Source organism: Imperialibacter sp. (genome assembly GCF_040222815.1).
In the GTDB taxonomy this organism is placed as follows: domain Bacteria; phylum Bacteroidota; class Bacteroidia; order Cytophagales; family Cyclobacteriaceae; genus Imperialibacter.
In genome coordinates this window covers 431868-455818 of sequence record NZ_JAVKCH010000057.1, presented here as the reverse complement: position 1 = coordinate 455818, position 23951 = coordinate 431868, and the positions used below count along the sequence as shown (strand labels likewise).

The window sequence follows — 23951 nt, the reverse complement described above, 5'->3', positions numbered from 1 at the left end:
CAAAACTTAGTTCCTCAAGGGTTTCCCTTTGAATAAAATGCTGTGAATTCTTTCCACCGTTTTCGGCTCGCCAGTCAGGCTGAGGAACGCCTCCCTTTCCAAATCAAGCAGGTATTGCTCCGACACTTCCGTCGGAGAAGAAAGATCTCCTCCGCTCATGATGTAGCCGAGCTTTCTGGCGATCAGGGCGTCGTGCTCTGAAATGTATCGTCCGTACAGCATTCCTGTTATTCCTGCTTCAAACAAAGCCAACGAAGATTGACCATGTACTTTGATGTCCTTTCTCTCCAGAGGCTGAGTATAACCAGCTTCCGAGAGCTCGATAGCTTTCATTTTTGCGTCGGCCAAAAGGCGGGCCCGGTTCAGCGTGATTTCGTCCGACGGTTTGATATAACCCAATGCCTTGCCTTCGTGTGCCGAGGTGGCCACTTTGGCTGTAGCGATGGTCATAAAATATTCCTGCAAATGATTCAGCTCCGGATCGCCAGGGGCATACGAGTCGCTGGCCCGAAGGGTCATTTCTTTGGTGCCACCTCCTGCCGGAATTAAGCCAACGCCAAATTCCACAAGCCCAATATAGGTTTCGGCGTGTGCCTGAATAGCGTCACAATGAAGTGAAAGCTCGCAGCCTCCACCCAGCGCCATGCCCGAAGGGGCTGAGATTACAGGCACGGAAGAAAAGCGGGCTCGCATCATGGTTGTTTGAAACTGACGAATCATCAAGTCGATTTCGTCAAATTCCTGGTCGGAGGCATACATGAACAGCATGGCCAGGTTGGCGCCAGCTGAAAAGTTGGCTCCCTCGTTGCCAATCACCAGGCCCCGGTGGTTTTCTTCTGCTTTCGCTATCGCCAAATTGATTCCCTCAATTACTTCCTGACCGAGAGCATTCATTTTTGTATGGAACTCAAGATCCAGAATGCCATCACCAATGTCATAAAGTGTTGCGCCAGCATTTGACCAAACTACCTTGTTTTCTTTAAAGGCATCAAGAATAATCAGCCCTTCCTTGCCAGGGATAGGTTTGTATGCTTTCGACGGAATGTCGTAGTAAAGCTTCTGGCCTTTTTCAAATTTATAGAAAGAGGCATTGCCGGCTGTCAGCATTTCATGAACCCACGGAGCTACTTCCATTCCAGAAGCTTTCATCTTTTCGGCAGTCGCCTTTACACCCACCAGATCCCATGTTTCAAAAGGACCAAGCTCCCAGGCAAAACCAGCGCAGACAGCCTGATCGATTTTGTAAAGCTCGTCAGCAATCTCCGGAATTCTCATGGAGCAATACCTGAACACGTCGTAGAAGGTTGCCCTGTAAAACTCACCGGCTTTGTCCGACGCATTGATCAACTTGGGCAAACGCTCTTTTACGCTTTCAATATCTTTTACTTCTTCAAGCGATTTAAATGACGCCTTTGTTCTTGGCCCATATTCGAATGTCTTGAGGTTCAGTTCGAGAATTTCCTTCTCGCCTTTTTCGCTCACTGTCTTTTTGAAGAAGCCCTGTTTGGTCTTATCTCCCCACCATTTTTTGTTGTAAAGCTCCTCTACAATTTTTGGCAGTTTAAACGTGTCCTTCGACTCGTCCTTAGGCAGACCCTGCAACAAATTTCTCGATACGTTAACTGTGGTGTCCAGGCCAACTACATCCATGGTTCGAAAAGTAGCCGATTTCGCCCGGCCGATAATCGGGCCAGTCATTCTATCAACTTCACCAACGGTGAGTCCCATTTTTTCCACCACATGCATACCCGACATCAGAGAATAGACACCAATTCGGTTGGCGATGAATGCTGGTGTGTCCTTGCATAGCACAGTTTCCTTACCAAGGTACAAATCCCCATAGTGCATCAGGAAGTCGACTACTTTTTGATCGGTTGCCGGGGTCGGAATAATTTCCAACAGCCTCAAATACCGAGGCGGGTTGAAAAAATGTGTGCCCGCAAAATGTTTCCTGAAATCCTCGGTTCTTCCTTCAGCCATTAGGTGGATTGGAATACCTGACGTGTTGGAAGTAACTAAGGTGCCAGGCTTACGAAATTTTTCCACCTGATCATACACCTTCTTCTTGATGTCGAGATTTTCAACCACAACCTCCATTACCCAATCACATTCGGCAATAGATTTCATGTCGTCGTCAAAATTCCCTGTTTTTACCAGGCTCGCTTTCCTGGAGTCAAAAAGGGGAGCTGGCTTTGAAAAAATTGCAGTTTGGAGGGCGGTGTTTACAATCCGGTTACGAACAAATGGATGCTCCATTGTTAAGCCTTTCTTTTTCTCATCATCCGAAAGTTCTTTCGGGACAATGTCTAAAAGCAGAACCTGAACACCAATGTTCGCAAAGTGACATGCGATCCTTGAGCCCATTACACCTGAGCCAAGAACTGCCACCTTTTTAATAACTCTGTTCATAAATTTTCTCTTCGTTAATGTAAGTATGGATCAGTTGTTTATCCTCTATGAGTTGATTAATCTGTGTGATGACGTCAAAGAATACCTTGAGCTTTTCAGGGTCGACCTGATCGATCACCATTTCGTTGAATGCTATAACTACCCTTTTTGAGAGAGTCTTCTGATATTTTCCCTTTTCAGTTAAAAATATCCGAACCGACCTGCCATCGTTGGGGTCAGGCATTTTGTAGATGAGCTCCCGCTCTTCCATATTTTTGAGCATCCTTGTGAGACTCCTTGCTTCCAGCCCCATAAGAGGAGCTATCTTGGTGGCCGGGGTGCCCTGTTCGCTTTCTATATTGAGCAACACAAATCCAATCGATGTGGTAATGCCATCATTTTGGCCTGCCTGGTTATACATCCTGGCAATGCTATGCCATGCTACTTTAATATTATAGTCAATGGTGTCTTCTCTCTTCATTCTTAAGGGATAACGGGAGTATATCAAATATAGCAAAATTTGTTATGCATGCATACTATTTTTGCCCGGCATTTGATCAATGTAGAAAAGTGTATTTATTGATTGAGGTCACCCCGAAGCTCCCGGAATCTTTTGCGGGCCTCGGCGGTGTAAATACTTCCCGGGTAGGTCGTAAGCAGTGCTTGAAAAGCTTCCATGGCAAGTTGCTTGTTCCCTAGTTGCTTGTCGATAATTTTGCCCTTTAGAAATAACGCATCATCTCCAAGGATATCTGTAGGGTAGCTGGCAAGTACCTTGTCAAGAAGTGCAATGGCTACTTCCGGATGCCCCAACTCCTGATTGATTTGTGCCATTTTGTACCAAACCTCATCTGTAATTCTGTGGTTAGGAAATTGGCTAAGCAACGAGTCAAACCCCTGTAGGGCTTCAATTTTCTTGTTTTGGAAAAGCATCAAATCAACAGCGGCAAATTTCTTCATTGCCCGCTCCGTGGTATCCATAAGTGTATTGTCCTGAATCAACAAGCTAAGGGCCATGGCGTCATTTGAGATTTCCCGGGAAGTCGCAAGTTTCAAGATATCGAGGTGGGCTTTCGCAAGTTCAAAATCACCATTATAGTAATTAAGCTTCGCATTCTTGAGTTTTGCTTCATAGCCAACCAGGCTTTCTTTGCTGTCTTTTTCCACCTGCGAATAGAGTAGCGTTGATTCCCACGGCTCTCCTATCAGGAGATAAATATCCCCAAGATCGAGTTTGCAACTGGAAACCAATTGCGGCTGAGCCCTCGGAAAATTGATAATGTCTTTTAGCGTAGAAATTGCCTGATCCTTTTCATCGAGATAAAAAGCATATAACAAAGCCTTGCTTCTGAGCGCTTCCAGGGTGTTGCTGTTCAGCCCCGAATCTTTGATAAGATTATCGTAATCGGCGATCAAAGTTCTGATGGCGGTGGTGTCAACCGGATAAGTGTTTTTAACTTTTCCTTCCCTGGCTTTTATCAACATCCTTCTTGCCAGCACATAATTGGAAGACGAAGGATATGTTTGAATAATCCATGAGAAAATATCTTCAGCATCTTCAAATGCTCCGTTGTCAATTGCAATAATACCAATTTCGAGCACTCTCGACCCCTCGCCTTTCTCCCGGCGATCAATAGCTCTTGCTTGTGTAAACGCACCAAAAAAGTTTTTCTGCTGAAGTTCTGTCCAGATAAGCAACTCGCCATAAATAATATCATTAGGACTCTTTTGCACCTTCTGGATAAGAATAGTTTCCAGCGCCTCCAAATCTTCCGGTTCTGTGAGGAGGTTCTGCAGAATATTCCTGACGTAGTTGATATTGTTGGGATTTTGAATGGCAAAGTTGAGATACTCTTCCATCATTTGCTCCCTGTTGTTGAGCAGGCGATAGATATTTGCCAACTCAATCGAATAAGCATACTGATTGCCAGACGATTGCCTTCCTGCCAGGTAAGTTTTGAGAGCATACTCTCTGAGTTGCTTCGAGATAAAAGTTTGGGCTGTAATCCGAAGCTTGTAGTTATCCCCTTTTATGCCTGCTATCACCGACTCAAATTGGCTATTGGCTTTATCGGTCTTCCCGGCCGCCTGATACACCATGCCCAGGTCAATCTTATAGATTAAGTTGCCCTCATCCCGCTTAATTTGTTTCTCTACGTAGTCTTCTGCTTCCTTGTAGTTTTCAAGGTTGATCAGGAGCGCCAGGTAATTATTATGAACAAAAGGGATATTTCTGAAATCCTTCACCAGGTCTTTATAAAGATCAAGGGCCTTATCAACATCGCCCTGGCCCAAATATTGATTGGCCAGATCTATTTTAGCGTTGTCCTGGGCAAAAATTAAAGCCGGCGCAACGAGGGTCAGTATGGCTATTATTATCAGTCGTTTAGTCATTTATCCACATTTTCTGTTTTCTAATATATATAACTAATTTTTTAAAAGATTAATTGAAGAGTATTATTAAGTCTGTGGATTTGTGGATAAGAAAATTAGCATAGGGTAATTGTTGATTCAACTGGAGTTTCAAACAATATGTTAACATTGAAACGGATGTGATTAGCAAATGGAGTGAGTTTGTTGATAGGTGGGGGTTTGGTTGTGTGGGTATCTTTTTTCCGTGACTGTGTTGGTAACCGGTAACTGAAATGTGTACAAAGCTGCTTGTTTGAAAATGGCCTTGATTGTTGCGCTCGACTTGGTTCTGGTTGTGGAGAACTTGGGCAGTTAAACACAGGCTAAGCTGAGTTTTCCACTAGAAGGTAAGCTCAATATTTTCCTGTGTCCAGTTTTGCCTAACGTTGAAGAATTCGGGATATATGTACACACTCTCAGGCTCTATTCGTTTAAGGCTGTTTCCGGTTGACCATACGCCGTCTTTATTATCATCGATTAGGACTCTGAAGGTGTAGTCGCCCGGAGGGACATTCTTGAATTCGAAACTGGGCGTGCCTGGTTGTGAGAAAACTACTTTGTATTTGTTGGTTACGAGTTGAAGAGTGTAGTGGGTTTGATCCGTGATAATATTGCCTCTTATTATTCCTCTTTCCTCGCTGTTTATAAACCTCAGTGGTATGTTTTCTGTGTATGAAGTGTCGCCATCTACTGAAAAAAAGGTTCCTTTTGGCAGTTTAACTCGGGTGTAGTTATCTTCTACTTTATCCAGTAAGTTTTTGATTTTGTTGTAGCGCTTAAAGTCGATCGATGACGTATCGGATTTTAAGGAGTCAGTTAGGTGCTCGTAACGAAGTTTTGCGTTGAGTACTATTTTCTTGTCAATTTGCGTGTTGACGGTTGCTCTGGTTTTGTGACTGTTCCATATGATGGTGTCTACCCTGATCGGGTGCTGAACAAGGGTGTCTATAGAAACTCTCATCGAGTCGGCGATGTAGTGTGTTGCCACCGGCTTAGTAAACGATAAAGTAAAGGTTGTTTTCTCAAGTATCTGTTCGTCTTTTGCAGGAACGGTGGTGAATGTGAATGGCGGTATGGTTCGCTTACTTGACGTAAACTTTAAGTAGGCGGTGTCTATGGTTTGATTGTAGGTACTGTCTATGGAGGTGATGGCTATCTGTAGGCTGTCTTTTTTTGGGTTGGAGACTGGATAGAATATTATGCCTCTGCCGTCTGTTGTAAGGTTGGCTTCAATTGTCCAGTTGGGAAGTTTCAATGAATCCAGAATTTGCACACTGAAATCTTTAAGTGGTTTATTGTAGCGGCTTTCGAAGTGGATTCCCGAAGTGCGGGAGTTGAGCTGGGCGAGCGGCCTTACATCGTTCCGGATAATGGGGATGACAAGGGAGTCAATATTTTGTGTTAGGGCCAGTGTGTCTGCAATGAATCCATGCGGCTCATCATTCGATTCACATAAGTTGTTTTTGTTCTTGTCCTGAAAGGCATAAATCCTGTAACTCCCGTTTTTAAGATTCTCTATGGAATAGGTTCCGTCCTCTGCTGTTTTTGCAAAGTAAAGAGGTCGTTTGTTAAATATGTCCGTTGTGTCTTTCGCTTGGTAGAGTGCCACGGTTATTTCTTTCAGAGGTTCCTGGGTCATCAGATCGATTATGCTACCGGTGATTGACAACGAGTCGATGTAGGTGGTGGTGCTAAATGCCAGTATGATATTTTCCGCATCGTTGTTTTCGGTGATGTCTGAAATAGTGCTGTTAAAATTTAACGTGTAGGTGGTGCTGTCAGCAAATGGGTTTTCGAACTCTAGTGTTATGCTTGTTTTTTTTATGAGTACATCAAATTTGTTTTGATCATCCGGGGTAATGATAAGTTTAGTTTTGATTTGGTCTTCCTTAATGAACTCATCAAAGACCAGGGTAATTTTCTGATCTTTAAAGTTGAGAGACTTGTTAATAGGATACGATTCCAGAAGAGTGGGAGGAATAGTGTCTTTTGCTCCTCCGGTTACGGGTTGTTGGCTGGCACATGAGGTGTAAAGGACAAATGCATATGCAGCAAGAAAAGCTGAAAGAAGTATATTTTTCATTTCTTTTGGAAAATGTAGATCATACTGCTGTATTGACTTGTCCTGGCTCCGTAAATATTTGATTTACAACCATTTATGATGGACTTGATGATTTTATTGCTGCTGTTGACGTGCGTTTCTGATAATAGGCTGATATAGAAGGAATCAAGATATAACGGTGCTTTTTTAACGAAAGAAAGTCTGTTTGATTTTAGCAGCATTTTGATATTTTCATCATCGAAATGAAATAGATGACGAGGTACATCGTAAGCAGCCCAGTGTTCTTTATAGTGTTGTGCATCCCAGCTCTTGGTGTTTGGAACCGCTACAACCAAATACCCGCTTTTGCTCAACAGCTTTTTTAGCTGTTTTATTGTGACGTTGAGTTCATGCACATGCTCAAGAACGTGCCACAAAGTGATTACTTCAAATTTTGCTTCTGCCTCTTTAACCGATGCCAGGTTTCGGTAGACTGATAGCTGTTTACTCATCGCTTTGGAAAGACCTACCTCCGATGGCTCTACTCCCCGGACCTGGTATTTGTTTGATTCCATGTATTGCATAAACTGGCCAACACCACAGCCGTAATCCAGAAGTCTGCTGCCAGGTTTTGCTAGTTTTTTGATCAATCGGAATTTGTACCACAACGTATAACGTTGAGCTAATGAATAGAGTCTACTCATTAGGCTACCGTCACTGTTATGCGATAGGTAGTTACTTGAGTCGTAGAACTGAGAGATGGTTTCTTTGTTGGGTCGTGGGTTGGTTATTAGCAGGCCACACGAAGTGCATGTAGAGATAGCAAAACTCTGTCGAGAAACAAGATGATCTTTGCAGATAAGGCTGTTTCTTAAATCGGTGTTTGAGCAAATGGGGCACTCGTCTATTCGTTCGTACATGTCCAATTACCTCCCCATGTATACCATTAGTATTGAGATATCTGCTGGGTTAACGCCGCTTATTCTGGAAGCCTGCCCTAACGTGTGTGGTTTTATTTTTAGTAGTTTTTCACGTGCCTCCGAAGAGAGGGCTGTTATTTTGTAGTAGTCAAAGAGTGGATCTATCCTGTGGTTTTCCAGTAAGTGAACTTTATCGGCTAGCTCTTTCTCTTTCACGATATAGGTTTCGTATTTGATTTCTATCTCGCTCTGCTCTATGGCTTCTTTTGTATATGGCTTTAACGCATCGGCGGTTTTGCTATGCAATTTGAGCAGTTCAGAAAGGCTAATTTGTGGCCGCTTTAAAAGTGTGTAAGCGGATGTTTTTTCCTTTATCGTAGCGGTATCTATCGTTGTGAGCTCTTCGTTGATTTCTTCTGGGGTGTATTTGAGTTGTTTCAGAACGGCATGTATTTGATTGCTCTGAGCAATTTTGTCCCTGGTTGCTGCGAGTCGTTGGGCGGACGCCAAACCTATGCCATGGCCTTTTTCGGTTAGTCTTATGTCGGCATTGTCTTGTCTCAGAAGTATTCGAAACTCCGCACGTGAGGTAAACATTCTGTATGGTTCTTCGGTGCCTTTATTGATAAGGTCGTCAATGAGTACACCAATATATGCTTCAGACCTGGTGAGTATCAGGGGATGTTTCTCGTTGTTTTTGAGGTGGGCGTTAATACCCGCCATAAGCCCCTGCGATGCCGCCTCTTCGTAGCCAGTGGTGCCGTTGATTTGTCCGGCAAAGTACAGATGCTGGATGAGCTTTGTTTCTAAGGTAAGATTGAGTTGTGTAGGTGGAAAGTAGTCGTATTCGATGGCATAGCCAGGCCTGAACATTCTGGCCTTCTCAAAGCCGGGTATTTTCCTTAGTGCCTTTATTTGTACGTCTTCTGGTAGCGAGGTGGAAAAGCCATTGACATATACCTCAACGGTGTTCCAGCCCTCTGGCTCAACAAATATCTGGTGCCGGTCTCTCTCAGAAAAGCGGTTGATCTTGTCTTCTATTGAAGGGCAATAGCGTGGCCCAATACCCTTTATCCGTCCGGCGAACATGGGTGACTTCTCAAAGCCAGTCTCAAGTATACTGTGTACTTCCGGGTTGGTGTAGGTGATATAGCAGCTGGCTTGTGTTGCTAAGGGAGTGGTTTCTTCGCTATACGAAAACTTGCCAGGTTCGGCATCTCCCTTTTGTTCCTCCATGGCGTCGTAGTTGAGGCTGCGGCCATCAACTCGGGGTGGCGTGCCAGTTTTCATTCTGCCGGACTCAAAACCAAGTGTTTGAAGCTGCTCGGTGATGCCCTTTGCCGCATGCTCGCCAGTGCGGCCCCCTCCAAACTTCTTTTCTCCTATGTGGATGACGCCGTTGAGGAAGGTCCCGTTTGTAAGGACAACAGCGCCTGATTCGATTTCTATTCCGAGGCTTGTTTTAACGCCAACAGCTTTTCCGTCTTTGACAAGCAACCCGACCACCATCTCTTGCCAAAAGTCTACGTTTGGATTGCGCTCTAACGTTAACCGCCATTCCTCTGCGAATCTCATTCTGTCGCTTTGAGCTCGTGGGCTCCACATTGCGGGTCCTTTCGACTTGTTGAGCATCCTGAACTGGATCATGGTCTTGTCGGTGATAATACCCGACATGCCACCCAGGGCATCTATTTCACGCACTATTTGTCCTTTGGCTACGCCACCCATCGCAGGGTTGCACGACATCTGTGCAATAGTGCCCATGTTCATAGTCACAAGCAGCACTTTGGAACCCATGGTGGCTGCAGCATGTGCGGCTTCACAGCCAGCATGTCCAGCCCCTACTACTATTACATCGTATTTAGGAAACATATATTTTGATGTTCCACGTGGAACGTCTAGGTATTGTTAGTGTTAGCAACAGAGTGAGAAGAAAGAATGTTCCACGTGGAACATTATTGATCCGGGAGCAAAGATAAACAAGCATCTTCTTTTTTTCTCATAAGCTCCCTTTCTGAACTTGCCTTGTCTTTGTAACCACACAAATGAAGAATGCCATGGATCATAACTCGATGTAGTTCGTTCTCAAAAGGAAGATTTAGTCGGGCGGCGTTTTCTTTGACACGGTCAATGCTGATGAATATATCACCTTCGATCTGTTCTTCTTCCTCTGAGTTATCAAAAGTAATGATGTCAGTAAGTGTATCGTGATTGAGATACTGCACGTTCATATTGTGCAAGTAGTCGTCGGAGCAGAATACATAGGAAACCTCTGCAAGGGTATGCTTCTCCAAGCGTATCACTTCTTTAATCCAGGAACGAACTTTGTTGGGAGAAGCTAGTTTGAAAGTTATCTCTTCACTAAAGAAGGTGATTTTCATCCTAGCCCAGGTAAAAGATCAGGTCTACCTTTTTGCCGCCTTCGTGGAACTTAACTTCGTCACACAGGTTCTTCATTAGGAAGATGCCTCTCCCTCCGGGCTTCTCGAGGTTTTCTGGCGCAGTGGGATCTGGCAGGTGGTGGTAGTCGAAGCCGATCCCTTCATCCTGAACTGTGAATTGAAGGTTTTCATTGAGTAATGACAGTTGCAGCAACACATTCTTGTGAGCGTCCTTTCCGTTCCCATGTAGTATGGCATTGTTTACGGCTTCGGTTACAGCAATCATGATATTGCCATAGATATCATCTTCAAGACTGAATCGTTCTTTAGCGTTGTCGATAAAACTCTCAACGATTCTAATATTCTCAGGAAGAGAAGGAATCTCGATTTTGATATTATCCATTTCTAAGCGGGTTAATTGCTGCCAATACGTTTAAAGTACTCATTTACCTCTTTTTTGTAATAAGGGTTCAATTTAGGAGGAACAGTTTTAAGCAATTCAATTTCCTTTTCTTTTAGCTGCTTATACTCCTCAAAAGCTGCCGGTATCTTTCTTTCGAAATCTTTTGCGGCCTCTCCTTCCCTCTCCTTGCTAAGTTCTCTTTCTCTTTCAGAGTTTTCTGCTTCTAAAAGCCGTGTTACGATGTCTTCTTGCCTCTCCTGGCTAATGTTGGCCAGTCGTTTGTTAACAAGATCTCTTTCGGTTTGTTCCATCTTTTTGATAGCATCTTCCAGGCCGCCCGGCCCACCTTCTTTGTCGCCACCCATCTTCTGTTGCATGGCTTCGAGCTCTCTTCTAATCATTTCTTGCTCGGCAGCAAGTTTAGCCAATTCTTCTGATAGTTGTCTGCCTGTTTTTCCGCTTTTTTTGAGATCGTTAATTTTCTTGCTGAGTTCACTCTGAAGGTCGCTCAGGCCCGGCATGTTTTTCTTTTGCCCTTTTTTGCCTTTCTGAGGTGAGCCCATAGCGTCAGCCATTTGTTGTTGCATTTGCTGAAGTACGTCGTCGAGCAATAAAGCGAGGTTGTTCATCGATGTCATAGAGAATTGCTGCTTGCTGATCGCCAGAGATTTGTTCCGGTCTTTAAGCGCATCAAGGCTTTGATCCATGTATTCATTGAGCGCACTCACCTCTCTTGTTACAAAGGAGGCAATTTGAAAAACTCTGTTGGCCAGTGCAAGGAGGCTGTCTTTAACGATAATGGCATCGTCCTTTATCTTTAATTGCTCCTGAGACAATTCAAGAAACCTCGGATCACTCTGATTTACTTCTTTGAAGTTGTTCATAAGCGTTTCCTGGCTGAATGAGAGCTTAACGAGGTTGTCTACTATGTCTCTGAGGTTGTCGAGGTTTTCCTCAAGCATTTCCATCTCCATGTTGCTTTGCATTTGTTGCATCTTTTCACCCATCTGCTTCATTTGCTGAGCACTTTTCTTTTGGTTGTCAGACGCCTTCTTCCTCTTCTGCTCTTCCAGATTAGAAATAGACTCCTCCTGGTTCTTCTCCACTTCTTCTTTCTCTTCACTGAAATCCGGCATGCTTTCAGGGTTGTTGAGCTCCTGGTTGAGCTCGTTTAACTCTTCCATGTCTTTTTGAAGCTCCTGAAACTCTTCTTTGATTTCTTCCTGCTCCTTAATGAGGTCTTCTTTAGAGTTGTCCGCATCTTCAGTCTTCTCGCTTAATTCCTCCTGCTTGTTGCTTGTTTCTTCCAAGTCCTGAACTATTTCCTCAAGCTTAAAGTCAAATTTCATCTTGTTGAAAAGCTCCAGGGCTCTTTCGAGCTCTTTTTCAAGGTTTTCTTCCTTGTTTTCTATCTGGTTCATCATTTTTTGAACCTCGCCAAGCTGCGACTTTTCCTCCAGCAGTTTTTTCAGTTCGTCGTAGAGTTTTTTAGTTTCATCATCAAGCAGTTCATCCATGAGCGACTGGAGCTTCTCCATTTGGTCTTTTAGCTTGGGGCTGCTTTCTGAAAAGCGTTCTCTACGCTCATTCAAATCTTTGTTCTGGTTCTTTAGCTTTTCTATGTTTTCGCTCAGCTCCTCTTTTTTTTCCAGCAGGTCTTGTATCAGCTTCTCGTCCTGCCAGTCCATCTTTTTCTTGGTCTTCAGGCGATTCTCTATTTCCTTTATCTGATCCTGAATTTCTTTCGCCTGGTCGAGGCTCTTGTCAATCTGTTTTTCGGCACCCTGAGCTTCCTTTGCCAACGACTCTTTTAACTCTTTTTTCGTCGGCACCTTCATGTAATAGAGGCCTGTGCGTGTCGATTTATGCCCATTAACCTCATCATTGTCAGTTACTTCTATGTAGTAGGCAAGCGTCTCTCCTTCCTTGAGGTTCATGCTGTCGATGCGCCACTGGTAATAAAAACCCTGAGAAGACTGCTTTTTGTCGAGAGGAAGTGGAAGCGTGCTGAATAGTGATTCTTCCTTAGCATTCTGAGTTTGGTACTTAATGGCTAGCTTGGTAAGGCCATAGTCGTCGCTCACCGACCCGCCCAGCACAATGAAGCTGAAAAGAGTGGTGTCCTGGAAGATTTCTGCGTGAATTTCAGGTGCCTTGTCTTTTATTACTTCAATTCGGTACCTGATTCTGTCTTTATTTTTGCTGAATTTGTTGGCTAGCTGTACTTCATAGTATTGTGGGTTGAAAAACGTCTTTTCTACATCAAATAGCTGATTGTCAGATATTTGTGATTTTACAGGCTCCTGGTCTTTGTCAAATTTTAGCCATAAGCTGTCGGCTTCTGTGGTGCTGAACTGCCAGTTGATCTGGCTTCCCTCAGGTACTTCCACATTGCCTATGTTTTCCAAAAGAACATCTTGTTTGCCGGTGTAAGAAGGGAAGTCAAGGAAGACGTTGAAGTTTTTAAGAAGAGGCCGATTGTGTAGCGTAATCTGATATTCAGCACTTGAGTACCCTGCCGCTTCGAACCTAAAGTTGGTCTTTACAAGCATTTTCGGAAAGGTAAACTCAAAGAGTCCTTCGTCGTTTTCGTTTAACTTGATTCGACGGCCATTATTTTCCAGGTACACATTTTCGGGGATGTTATCTCCTTCAATGCTCATTTTCAATTGAAAATCCTCATTGCGAAACCCGTCCAGGGACTCATTCAAGAGATTGAATGTAAACGGTGGCGGTGGGGTAAAGGTCTTATTGTATTGAATGATCCGGGCGGCACTTTCCGTAAATAGCTGAGGAATCAGCAGAAGCAATATTAGTGTGATACCTACAGGAATGGCTAAATACCTTAGAAAGCTAAGGTTGGCATTAATTCTTATCGCATTGACAAACTTTATCGTTGAGAGCTCCTGGCTTTTTTGGTCTATGCTGGCTAAAAGAAGACTTTCATCCTGATTGGTAATTTTTTGGAGCTGCAGTACATTCAGAAGTTTGTCTTTCACTTCGGGAAAAAACCGCCCGATCTGACGGGCTGCCTCGGCGTCATCAAGGTTTTTGCCTCCGGAGTAAATCTCCCACAGAGGCTTTATAATCCGAATCAGGAGTATGCCAGAAGTGAGAATGACAAAAGAAAACAACAAAAAGCCCCTGATCCACGTGCCGAAGCGAAAATTGAACTCTAATACGGTAAACGTCAAGAAAAGGCAAAGGCCTACAAGAAGGAAGTAGAGAACACCTTTAACCAGCTTGTCGGTATAGTATTTCTTTTTGTAATCATGAAGTTGCCTCTTGACGGCGTCAATTCCTGTATTCATTTTGGCCTCCTTCTTTTCATCCATTTGCAATTCGCAAAGGGTATGATACTAGTTATAACGAATATCGTGAAAAGAATGTAGTTAAAAACGGAAAATTGTTTGAATAGACTTGCTTTCGCTGTCGAAAGCAGCTAAAAAACCGTTATTTGATGCTAAGTCCAACGGGGCAATGGTCAGAATGAACCACTTGTGGCAAAATTTCGGCGTGTACCAAGTCTGCTGCCATCTCCTGAGTGGCGAGGTGGTAATCAATCCGCCATCCCTTGTTGTTTGCTCTGGCATTGGCTCTGAAGGTCCACCAGCTATACTGGTGAGGTGCTGCGTTGAATTGACGGAAAGAGTCCACAAAGCCGGTGTCTATGAATTCGGTAAGCCACTCACGTTCCTCCGGCAAAAAGCCAGAACTCTTTTTGTTGGACACAGGGTCGTGGATATCGATCGGCTTGTGGCAAATATTATAGTCCCCCGAAATAATGAGTTTAGGATGGTCGGCCTTTACTTTTTTTATGTAGTCAGTAAACTCACCCAACCATTGCATTTTGTAGTCCTGTCGCTCGTCACCGGAAGAACCCGAAGGGATATAAACACTCATGATAGAGTAGTCCTGGAAATCTGCCCTGATCACCCGACCCTCATAGTCCGACTGATCAATGCCGGATCCGTACTCCACATGTTTGGGTTTAATTTTTGACAGAATGGCAACACCACTATAGCCTTTTTTCACTGCGGGAAACCAGTAGCAGTGGTAGCCGAGGTTCTCGAACAACGAAACGGGAATTTGCTCTTTGTGGGCCTTAAGTTCCTGAAAACAAACGATTTGCGGATCTTTCTCCTTTAGCCACTGCGTTATTCCTTTGGAAACAGCCGACCGAATTCCGTTTACATTATATGATATAATTCCTGTCATTATAATATACTTTCTTTTTCAAAATACTCAATAACATGAATTTTTAGTAGCTTTTCTTGTTCTGTAGTGTCAAAATGTGGCAATTTTTTCATCATCTTCCAGTGAGGCCAGCCGTCCTCGTCTATGCCCTCCAGGGCGTAGAAGCCAGAGAAACTCAGTACTTTGCAGATAGCAATGTGCATTAAGTCCTGCTTTTGCTCTTTGGTAAAAGTCCTTCGCCCCTTGCCCAGTTCTTGTACACCTATCAGAAAAAGTACGGCGTTGAGGTCAGCCGGTTTTTTGCCAATCATTTTTTCTAGTTTGCCAAGTAGCGCCTGCCACTCCCTCTCGAGGTCCAGGTCTTTCTTAAACATTTTGCGGTGTTTGTTTTAATTCGTCCCAAAATTCTACGGCCCTTCTAAGGTGTGGAATTACTATCGTGCCCCCAATAAGTGTGGCTATGCCGAACACCTCGTCCATCTCCTTATCGGAGCAATCAAGTTCGTAACATTTGCCCAAATGATAGCGCACACAGTCATCGCACCTGAGCACCATGGAACAAGCAAGCCCCAGCATTTCTTTATTTTTTACATCAATGGCCCCTTCGCTAAAGGCATTGGTGTCCAGATTAAAGATTCTTTTAACAAGCTTGTTATCAGAAGAAAGAATGCGCTCATTCATCTTTTCTCTGTAGTTATTGAATTCGTCTACTTTACTCATACGTTCTATCTGTCTGCGTTTACGAAGGAGTCACAATTGTGCTCCGGGTATTTTTGAAAACGGGGAATACAGGTTGTGTTTGCGAGCACTTTTTTTTCTATATTTTACCCATGGCAAATATCGCAAATGAACTTTGGAATGATTTTGTTTCTTTGATATTTCCTGAAAACTGTATCTCATGCGGTGAGTTATTGGTTCGGGGAGAGGATCATTTGTGCACAGCTTGCCGTTATCAGCTGCCTGTTGTAGATGAAGCTATCCGAGACTCTCTTCTGACAAACAAGTTTGTGTACGAACCAAAGATAACCTTCGTCGACGCTTTTTTAACCTTCAAGAAATCAGGCATTACTCAGAAGCTTCTTCATCAACTAAAATACAAAGGAAACCGAGAGTTGGGTGTTATGCTCGGAGCCTGGTATGGCAACCAGCTAGTAGAGAGGCCAGATTTTTCGGCTTTTGATGTGATTGTTCCGGTGCCTCTGCACAAAAGAAAGCTGAGGATCAGAGGCTACAATCAAAGCATGGCAATTGCCGAAGGACTTTCCGTCTCCACACAAAAGCCAGTCGACGCTGAGCTACTAGTCCGGTCAAAATTTACCAGCACTCAAACCAAGAAGCAAAAAGTAGACCGCTGGCAGAATGTGGAAAACATTTTTGAGATTACCAGCCCAGAGAGTGTAAAAGGGAAAAAGGTACTGCTTGTTGACGATGTGCTTACTACCGGCTCGACACTTTCGTCTTGTGCCTCAGTGCTGATCGGTGCGGGGGTTAACGAGGTAGGAATTTGTGCTTTGGCAGTTTCCCACAAATAAAAAAAGCTCCGAACTTCGGAGCTTTCTTATATCGATAATTTTGTTTTGTCTTAGTAGTTGGTGCCGGCACGAATCATCGCACAACGGAAACCGATAGTAGAAGTTGACGAATCTTCTTCCAAGTATCTTCTGGTTCCCGGCGACATCCAGTAAGCTACGTCAGCCCATGAACCTCCTTTGTAAACTCTCACTCTGTCAGAAACAAGTGAGTTGAAGTTCTGAGTGTCATAACCTTTTTCGTCATCAAGGTAACCGTCACGACGAACAGGGTTCAGGTCGTCAAAGTCCTGGAACGAAAGCGGGCGGTAAACGTCCCATACCCATTCGTTAACATTTCCTGACATATTATAAAGACCGAATTCGTTCGGTGGATAATCGTAGATATAAGTTGTGATCATGGCGCCGTCGTTCAGCTTGCCGGCAATACCAGCGTAGTCACCACGACCTCTTTTGAAGTTAGCCAGGAAGTAACCCATTTTCTTTCCATAAGGATTACGCAATGAGTGACCATCCCATGGATACAGTCTGCGGTGAGTTTGGTTTTCGTCCAGCCACTGAACACCAATAAGTGCCTGAGCTGCATATTCCCACTCAGCCTCGGTTGGGAGACGGTAGTTAGGTAGCACAACACCACTTTCCAAAGGAATTCTTTCGCTTCCTGATTCTGCAAGAGTTACGTCCTCAAGACCGGCATCTTGCGCAAGCTTAAGGTTAACCACTGTGGTTCTCCAGTTGCAATAGTCATTGGCTTGCTTCCAGTTAACACCTACAACAGGGTAGTACCTGAAACCAGGGTAACGAAGGTAGTGATCTACATAAGGATCATTGTAAGCAAGGTCTCTGGCCCAAACAGTTGTGTCAGGCAGCGACGACTCATAAAATTCTCTTGATGAGTCAAGGCGAATGTAGTAGAGATACTCCAACCAGTGAATGTTGGCGATTTCAGTTTCGTCCATGTAGAACGAAGCAACTGTCACGGCTCTCTCAACATTGTCGTGTCTGTTCATCAAATCTTCCTCGAAAGACCCAAGAACGGTACGACCTCCTTCTATAAAAACTAGATTAGGACCCTCAGGCTGACCGGCATAGTCGCTCACCTGAAAACCACCCTCCTCGTTGTACTCCATTCCTGTCGCTGAGCTCAGGCTGCCTGGACTACTACTTGTTGGTGTGCTGGAACCGCAACCGCCTAGAAAAGCGGAGAACCCAACAGCCAAAGCAGAGGTACATAAGATGTTAACAAAATTTTTCATAACCTGTTTATTTGAACTTAAAAAGCTAATGTAGCCTAGATCGGGCATATTTAATAACGATCAGCTACAAATTTCAATTATAATAAGTTTTTTTCAAAAAAAGAGAGGACAATATAGGGATTTATCTAAATAATGTCTCTAACAGACGTTTTATTGTGCTACTGCCGCCTCATTTTCCTGTAGCATTTTTTTCAGGTAACCGATTGCAAGGTCTACTGACTTGACCTGCTCGAGGTTCAAAATGAGTCGGCCTTTGTGCTCCCTCATCCGGCTGATCTTAGGATTCTTTTGCACATACTCCAATACTTTGCCAAAGGTAGCTGACTTGAAATAGGCTTCATTTTCGCCCGAAACAAAGTAGCACTTCAGCACTTCTGCTTTTAATATGAGCTTCTCAATTCCGGCTTTTTTGGCCAGCCAGCGAAGTCGTACAGTTTTTATAAGCTCTTCTACTTCTTCGGGAATGGGGCCGAAACGATCTTTAACATCGGCGCTGAATTTGGCCAACCCTTCCTCCGACTCCACGCTGTCGAGGTGAGAATAAAGGCTGAGCCGCTCTGAAATATTGTTGACGTATGACTCGGGGATGAGAATTTCGAGGTCAGTTTCTATCACGCAATCGGTGGCCACTGCCTCAACCGCCTTCTTGAGGTCTTCCGCAAACAGGTCGCTGTAGTCCTCAATTTTTAGCTCCTGAATTGTTTCGTCGAGGATTTTGTGATACATCTCAAAGCCAAGGTCAGAGATAAAGCCGCTTTGCTCGCCTCCCAGCAAATCGCCCGCACCCCTGATATCCAGGTCTCTCATGGCCACTTTGAAGCCGTCGCCCAATTCGGAAAACTCTTCAAGTGTCACCAGTCGCTTACGGGCTTCGGCTGTCAAACCTGACGAAGCACCTGAAAGGAGTAGACAAAATGCCTTCTTGTTCGACCGTCCTACCCGTCCTCTCATTTGGTGTAGGTCGGAAAGCCCGAACATGTGCGCCCGGTTAATAATAATGGTATTGGCATTGGGGATATCAAGGCCACTTTCGATAATGTTGGTGGACACCAGCACGTCGAACTCACCCTCGATAAATCGCATCATTACTTTTTCCAGCTTGGCCCCGTCCATTTGTCCATGAGCAATGCCTATTCGTGCGTCGGGCACCAGCCTCAAAACGATACTGGCAATCTGATCAATATCACTGACCCTGTTGTGCACGAAAAACACCTGACCGCCTCTTCTCAACTCGAAACTAATGGCGTCTCTGATCACGCTTTCGTTAAACTCATGCAGCTCGGTAGTCACGGGCTGTCGGTTGGGTGGTGGTGTGGCAATAATGCTTAAGTCCCGTGCCCCCATCATGGAGAAGTGAAGTGTTCTCGGTATTGGGGTTGCCGTCAAGGTCAGGCTGTCAACGTTGACCTTCGATTCCTTGAGCTTTTCTTTGATTTTTACCCCGAACTTTTGCTCTTCGTCAATGACCAACAGTCCCAGGTCTTTAAATTCTACGTCTTTGTTCACAATCCGGTGCGTACCTATCAGAATGTCAATTTTTCCTTCTTTGACCCTCTGAAGTATATCCTTTATCTCCTTTGTGGTACGGAACCGGTTGATGTATTCTATATCCAGCGGAAAATTGGCAAGCCTTTCTTTGAACGTGCGGTAGTGCTGCATGGCCAGAATGGTGGTGGGCACAAGCACCGCCACCTGCTTTCCGTTGCTCGCCGTTTTAAAAGCTGCACGAATGGCTACCTCAGTTTTGCCAAAACCAACATCGCCGCACACCAGTCTGTCCATCGGGTGAGGCAGCTCCATGTCTTTTTTCACGTCGGCAGTAGCCAGCGCCTGGTCGGGCGTGTCCTGATAAATGAAGGATGACTCGAGTTCGGCCTGAAGAAAATTGTCGGGTGGGAAAGCATAACCGGGCGTCGCCTTTCTCTTGGCATAAAGACTGATCAGGTCTTTGGCAATGTCTTTTACCCGCTTCTTTACTTTCTTTTTCTTGATGTCCCAATCCTGAGTGCCGAGCTTGTTGATCGGCGGGGGCTGCCCCTCTTTGCCGGCATACCGGGAAATTTTATGCAGGGAATGCACACTTACGTACAGCAGGTCATTGTCCCGATACACAATCCGAAGCGCTTCCTGTTTTTTTCCACCTACATCCACTGTGTCCAGGCCTGCGAACCGGCCCACGCCGTAGTCGATATGCACCACGTAGTCGCCGGGCTGTAGCGACTTTAGTTCTTTGATTGTAAGGGCCTTTGACTTGCTATGCTTTTCCCTGGTTTTGTATTTGTGAAAGCGATCAAAAAGCTGATGATCCGTATAGCAAAGCAATTTTATCTGTTTATCGACAAAGCCTTCCCGAAGCCCCGCCAAAAAACCTTCGAACCGCATCGTGGGATCCAGTTCCTGAAAAATTGTGTCCAGGCGCTCGATTTGTTTTTCCGACTCGGCGGCGATAAAAAGGTTATATCCCTGCAACTGGCGCTGGTTGAGGTTCTCCACCATCATTTCGAAGTTCTTGTGAAATGGTGGTTGGGGCTCCGCTTCATATTGGAAGGTTGTAGCATTTTCCAGATAAAACCGGCTCCCAAACTCGATCATCGGGAAGGAGAAAATGTGAGACTTGATGGTCGCAGCATTTTCGAACAGGTCGGCGGGCTCCAGCACAATTTTCGTGTTGCCGCTTTCCTTCATCAGCACGTCAAAGCTTGCAGAAGCCTTGGTGAAGTAACTGTCGAGCTGATCGTAGAGTAGTTGCAGATCCTTTATCCAGAAACGGGTCTCTTTTGGCACAAACTCCAGGAACGACTGCCTTTTTTCCTGCAAAAGCCTGGTTTGCACATTGGGAATGATGCTGATGGAATTGACCGAATCTTGCGATAGCTGCGTGTTTGGGTCGAAAGTTCTGATGCTTTCTATTTCGTCCCCAAAAAGCTCCATGCGATAGGGCAGCTCCCCGGCGTAAGAATATATATCGATAATACCACCTCTTACTGCGTATTGACCGGCTTCATACACAAAGTCGGTTCGCTCAAAGTCGTAGGTCATGAGCAGTTCGGCGATGAAGTCTACATCTACCTTGTCGCCGACTTTGGCATTAAATGTATTTTCTGTTAGTGCCCTCTTGTTGATCACCTTTTCTGTGAGCGCTTCCGGATAGGTAACTATTATTTCTCCCTTGCCACTTCTGTGGTTGAGCTTGTTCAGCACGTCAGCTCGTAGAAGAATATTGGCATTTTCGGTCTCGTCAAACTGGTAAGGGCGCTTGTAGGAAGTGGGGAAAAAGAGTACTTCCCTTTCGCCAAACAAGTTTTGCATGTCGTTAAAAAAGTAGGCAGCTTCCTCTTTTTCGTGCATAACAAACACATGGCATTGCCTGTCCATCGAGAACACAGCAGCGGGCACAACGGCATCGAGACTACCAACAAGCCCTTTCACCTGAAAGGCCCCACCACCTTTTTGCTTGAAGCTTTCAGCCAGGGTCTTTACAAAACTATCTTGCTTATAAATTGACAGGAAGTCGGAAACTTTCAACTTAAGAACATTTTTTGGTGGGCAAAAGTACGGATATTATGGTGATGGAGCGTTATATAACGAATAACCGAAGGTCATTTTATGATTATTCATCGAAAAATGTTGAACCAAGGCTCAAACAAAATGTTTAAATACAAATTACGGAGCTAGCATGGCAAATTCCTATAAGAAAACAAAGGCACCGACCAGTTCATTCCCGCTCAACGAGCTGGAAAAAATGCACCCCTATAAAATGCTGTTGCTGATAGGGATTTTTGGGAGTATTCTGATCTTCTTTTTCCTGTTAATGGTCTATACTGCGTCCGGTACATTGGTCGACAAAACAGCTAAAATTGAGTTTCCGAAGGCATTTGTCATCAGCACACTTATCTTGTTTGGATCCAGCTTCACTATCAGTCGGGCGATAGAATATTTTGAGAAGGAGAAAACAAAGCAGCTAAAGAAGTCGCTGCTGTTTACTCTTGTGCTTGCCTTTGCTTTTTCATTCTCGCAGTTTTTTGGGTGGAATGAGCTAATGAATCAGGAAGCCAGCAATGCGGTGAGAGGAGCCATCGTCTATTTATATGCCCTTTCGGGCCTTCATATTTTGCACATGAGTGCCGGCATTATCTACCTGGCCTATTGTTATGTCCTGCTCATCCGAAAGTTGAGTAACCCTGTTCACTCGTTGCTTTATTTCACCAACCCATTTCGGAAGCTTCAGCTCGGCCTGTTAGTCACCTACTGGCATTTCATGGACGGTCTCTGGATGTTCCTCTTCCTGTTTTTCTTGTTTTTTCTCTAGAAGAGCCCTTTTGGCACAGATATTGAAATGAACCTACAAGAATATTTGTTGCGCTTCGTTCAGCTATCAGGAGAACCAAAAGCAGAAATATTTGTTAATAATACTGAATCACAATTCCATAGTGGTTTCATAGATAGGTTAGGTTGGTGATTGGGCATGTACCTCTGGGGCATGCCCTTTCTTTTTTTAACAGTAATTTATTCCAGTACCTGACATCCTAAAGGTGCTTGTTTCTATTTTTGTGGAGTTCAACTACCGATACCATGAAAAGAAAATTTCTTCCTCTCACTCTTCTCCTGATGCTAACATTTTCAGCTCAGGCGGTAAACACCACATCGAATGTGCTGTTGTGGGGCCAAACAGGCCACAGGGTCGTTGGACTTGTGGCGGAGCGTCATCTTACCAAAAAGGCAAAAGCCAACATCGAAAAAATACTTGGTGGAGAAAGCTTGGCCATGGTGAGTAACTATATGGATTTTATTAAATCCGACCCAACCTACAAGCACATGGATCCCTGGCACTACTGTACGATTCCCGAAAGCCAAACTTACGAACAGACCGGCACCCCCCAGGAAGGAGATGTGATAGCTACCATTGAAAGACTAAAAAAGGAATTGAAAAGCAAGCAATTTACAGATGGGGACGAGGCGTTTGCCATTAAAATGCTGGCGCATCTGGTGGGCGATATTCATCAGCCGCTACATGTGGGTAACGGAAACGACCGGGGTGGCAACGATGTGAAACTGAAATACTTTTGGGAGAACTCTAATTTGCACAGGGTGTGGGACAGCGACATAATTGATGGTCAGCAGCTGAGTTATACTGAATTTGCCGACTGGGTGGATATTGAAAACAAGGCAACAGTAGCTGCTTGGCAAAAAAATGTAACGACGGATTGGGCTTATGAATCGATGGGCCTGAGAAAGCAGGTATATAACTTGCCAGAGGACTTGTCGCTTTCTTACAGATACAACTTTGATAATATTGATGCCGTAAAATTGAGGCTGGTGCAGGCGGGGGTGCGATTAGCGGGGCTGCTGAATGAGATTTATGGGTAATTGGTTGTACCTTAATGTATGGATAAAAAGAAGCTGACGGCCGTCTTCAAAAAATTGGAAGACAAGCTCAACGAGAAGGAGTTCGATTTGGAAGCATGGAAGGCGTCTGCCGTTTCTTTGTTCTCGAGAACATTTGGGGCGACGGATCCAAAAATAAAGCAAATCCACGACCTCAAAATTGACTACAGCAGCTGGGCGCTCCGGGATGCACCCTCTACCTATCACCCACTGGACTCGTGCAAGAAACTGGGCAGAGAGGTAGTACTTTCTGCTATCGATGAAATAGAGCTATTTGGCTTGCCCGAGCAAAAAGACCTCCGCAAGCTGCTTGGCGAGGTGTACTCTGAAGCAGAAGTAAAGCAAATCGTGGCGTTGGCTGGTGTGGAGAAAAAAGAGCCAGAGCTGAAAAAACTGCTGGATAAGGCAGGCAATCAAAAAAATGTGGCTTTGATCATGAAATTATTGAGTGAGGAAGCTTTAGACTAGGGAAAAAACTCCTCGTTGATAAACGGCACCAAAGCCAAAGTCATGGCATGAGCGTAATACTGCGTTCTGTCGATTTGCCCATGAGTCAACAGGCCCACCGCTCCATCTTTTTGTTTTGAATTACTTCTCCCAAAAACCTGGTCGTCGGCTACGCCCAGCTCCAGCCCTTGCCGAACGAGCTGCGCTACTTTGTCGGGCAGCGGAAAAGTAGCTGTTCGTGCTCTCGATGTATGGTCAGGTGAAAGAATGACGATCCAGGCAAAAGCTTCCATCAGGCCGGCGGCATCTGAAATGCCGCCTTCTATGCCCACCCAAAAATGTCCTTTTGGGTGACTTGCCTTTGCATTCGTAGCTCTGTTAAATGCGCCCCGGTAGGTTTCCTCATCTGTCATGGGTTGGTCGGCAACTTTAGAAGATGCATCGACTCCTTCGAAGCTAAAAACGTCTCCGGGGAATGACTTTTCGAAAGCATTTTTCACACACTGCACTTTTACCGGGTTTCGGCTACCGATAATCACTGTTTTCTCCATGCTGGTAATTATACTAAATTAATGTCGGCTCCTAATCTTTC

The 23951-nt window shown here is 44.6% G+C and carries 19 protein-coding genes; 4 read left to right on the top strand and 15 right to left on the bottom strand.

Annotated features, from left to right (window positions below; translation table 11 throughout):
• Positions 1-6: 6 nt before the first annotated feature.
• The 12 genes from RIF36_RS27995 to RIF36_RS27940 form a co-directional block, all read right to left on the bottom strand.
• The gene (locus RIF36_RS27995) at positions 7-2409 is read right to left on the bottom strand and encodes a 3-hydroxyacyl-CoA dehydrogenase/enoyl-CoA hydratase family protein (protein ID WP_350121933.1); all 2403 of its coding nucleotides are present in this window, start codon (positions 2407-2409) and stop codon (positions 7-9) included.
• Complete coding sequence (locus RIF36_RS27990; protein ID WP_350096954.1) at positions 2393-2869, bottom strand: MarR family winged helix-turn-helix transcriptional regulator; 477 nt, start codon at positions 2867-2869, stop codon at positions 2393-2395. Before RIF36_RS27990 ends, RIF36_RS27995 begins: the two co-directional genes overlap by 17 nt.
• A 95-nt stretch (positions 2870-2964) precedes the next feature.
• Complete coding sequence (locus tag RIF36_RS27985) at positions 2965-4782, bottom strand: tetratricopeptide repeat protein (RefSeq protein WP_350121935.1); 1818 nt, start codon at positions 4780-4782, stop codon at positions 2965-2967.
• Positions 4783-5140: 358 nt separating this feature from the next.
• Positions 5141-6883: an Ig-like domain-containing domain gene (locus RIF36_RS27980; RefSeq protein ID WP_350121936.1), complete on the bottom strand. Its 1743-nt coding sequence runs from the start codon at positions 6881-6883 to the stop codon at positions 5141-5143.
• Positions 6880-7545, bottom strand: coding sequence for a class I SAM-dependent methyltransferase (locus tag RIF36_RS27975; RefSeq protein WP_350072486.1), 666 nt, complete (start codon positions 7543-7545; stop codon positions 6880-6882). The genes RIF36_RS27980 and RIF36_RS27975 overlap by 4 nt, the downstream gene beginning before the upstream one ends.
• Before the next feature lie 222 nt (positions 7546-7767).
• Positions 7768-9633, bottom strand: coding sequence for a tRNA uridine-5-carboxymethylaminomethyl(34) synthesis enzyme MnmG (mnmG, locus tag RIF36_RS27970; protein WP_350072487.1), 1866 nt, complete (start codon positions 9631-9633; stop codon positions 7768-7770).
• Between the two features lie 83 nt (positions 9634-9716).
• Positions 9717-10142 (bottom strand): rRNA maturation RNase YbeY, encoded by a 426-nt coding sequence (gene ybeY / locus RIF36_RS27965; protein ID WP_152001418.1) that lies wholly within the window; start codon positions 10140-10142, stop codon positions 9717-9719.
• Position 10143: 1 nt separating this feature from the next.
• On the bottom strand, positions 10144-10545 hold the full coding sequence (locus RIF36_RS27960) for an ATP-binding protein (RefSeq protein WP_152001417.1): 402 nt from the start codon (positions 10543-10545) through the stop codon (positions 10144-10146).
• Between the two features lie 11 nt (positions 10546-10556).
• The gene (locus RIF36_RS27955) at positions 10557-13856 is read right to left on the bottom strand and encodes a DUF4175 family protein (protein ID WP_350149717.1); all 3300 of its coding nucleotides are present in this window, start codon (positions 13854-13856) and stop codon (positions 10557-10559) included.
• A 142-nt stretch (positions 13857-13998) separates the two neighbouring features.
• Complete coding sequence (locus tag RIF36_RS27950) at positions 13999-14763, bottom strand: exodeoxyribonuclease III (RefSeq protein WP_350072491.1); 765 nt, start codon at positions 14761-14763, stop codon at positions 13999-14001.
• A complete protein-coding gene (locus RIF36_RS27945) occupies positions 14763-15116 on the bottom strand; it encodes a hypothetical protein (RefSeq protein ID WP_350072493.1) in 354 nt (117 codons plus the stop codon). Before RIF36_RS27945 ends, RIF36_RS27950 begins: the two co-directional genes overlap by 1 nt.
• Positions 15109-15462, bottom strand: coding sequence for a carboxymuconolactone decarboxylase family protein (locus RIF36_RS27940; protein ID WP_350072495.1), 354 nt, complete (start codon positions 15460-15462; stop codon positions 15109-15111). The genes RIF36_RS27945 and RIF36_RS27940 overlap by 8 nt, the downstream gene beginning before the upstream one ends.
• A gap of 110 nt (positions 15463-15572) precedes the next feature.
• On the opposite strand from RIF36_RS27940, the gene RIF36_RS27935 reads away from it, so the two are divergent.
• Complete coding sequence (locus RIF36_RS27935) at positions 15573-16274, top strand: ComF family protein (protein ID WP_350072497.1); 702 nt, start codon at positions 15573-15575, stop codon at positions 16272-16274.
• A gap of 50 nt (positions 16275-16324) precedes the next feature.
• Here the strand turns inward: RIF36_RS27935 and gldJ are convergent, their stop codons facing one another.
• Together gldJ and mfd are read right to left on the bottom strand one after the other, a co-directional pair.
• Positions 16325-17527: a gliding motility lipoprotein GldJ gene (gldJ, locus tag RIF36_RS27930; protein ID WP_152001412.1), complete on the bottom strand. Its 1203-nt coding sequence runs from the start codon at positions 17525-17527 to the stop codon at positions 16325-16327.
• Positions 17528-17677: 150 nt separating this feature from the next.
• Positions 17678-21052, bottom strand: coding sequence for a transcription-repair coupling factor (gene mfd, locus RIF36_RS27925; RefSeq protein WP_350072499.1), 3375 nt, complete (start codon positions 21050-21052; stop codon positions 17678-17680).
• A 151-nt stretch (positions 21053-21203) separates the two neighbouring features.
• Between mfd and RIF36_RS27920 the strand changes: the two genes are divergently transcribed.
• From RIF36_RS27920 to RIF36_RS27910, 3 genes are all read left to right on the top strand, one after another.
• Positions 21204-21836, top strand: coding sequence for a cytochrome c oxidase subunit 3 (locus RIF36_RS27920; RefSeq protein ID WP_350121939.1), 633 nt, complete (start codon positions 21204-21206; stop codon positions 21834-21836).
• Between the two features lie 263 nt (positions 21837-22099).
• The gene (locus RIF36_RS27915) at positions 22100-22894 is read left to right on the top strand and encodes a S1/P1 nuclease (RefSeq protein ID WP_350121941.1); all 795 of its coding nucleotides are present in this window, start codon (positions 22100-22102) and stop codon (positions 22892-22894) included.
• Positions 22895-22912: 18 nt separating this feature from the next.
• Positions 22913-23380 (top strand): hypothetical protein, encoded by a 468-nt coding sequence (locus tag RIF36_RS27910; protein WP_350072505.1) that lies wholly within the window; start codon positions 22913-22915, stop codon positions 23378-23380.
• On the opposite strand, the gene yjjX is transcribed toward RIF36_RS27910, so the two are convergent.
• Positions 23377-23910: an inosine/xanthosine triphosphatase gene (yjjX, locus tag RIF36_RS27905; RefSeq protein WP_350121943.1), complete on the bottom strand. Its 534-nt coding sequence runs from the start codon at positions 23908-23910 to the stop codon at positions 23377-23379. The two genes, RIF36_RS27910 and yjjX, sit on opposite strands and share 4 nt — an antisense overlap.
• Positions 23911-23951 lie beyond the last annotated feature (41 nt).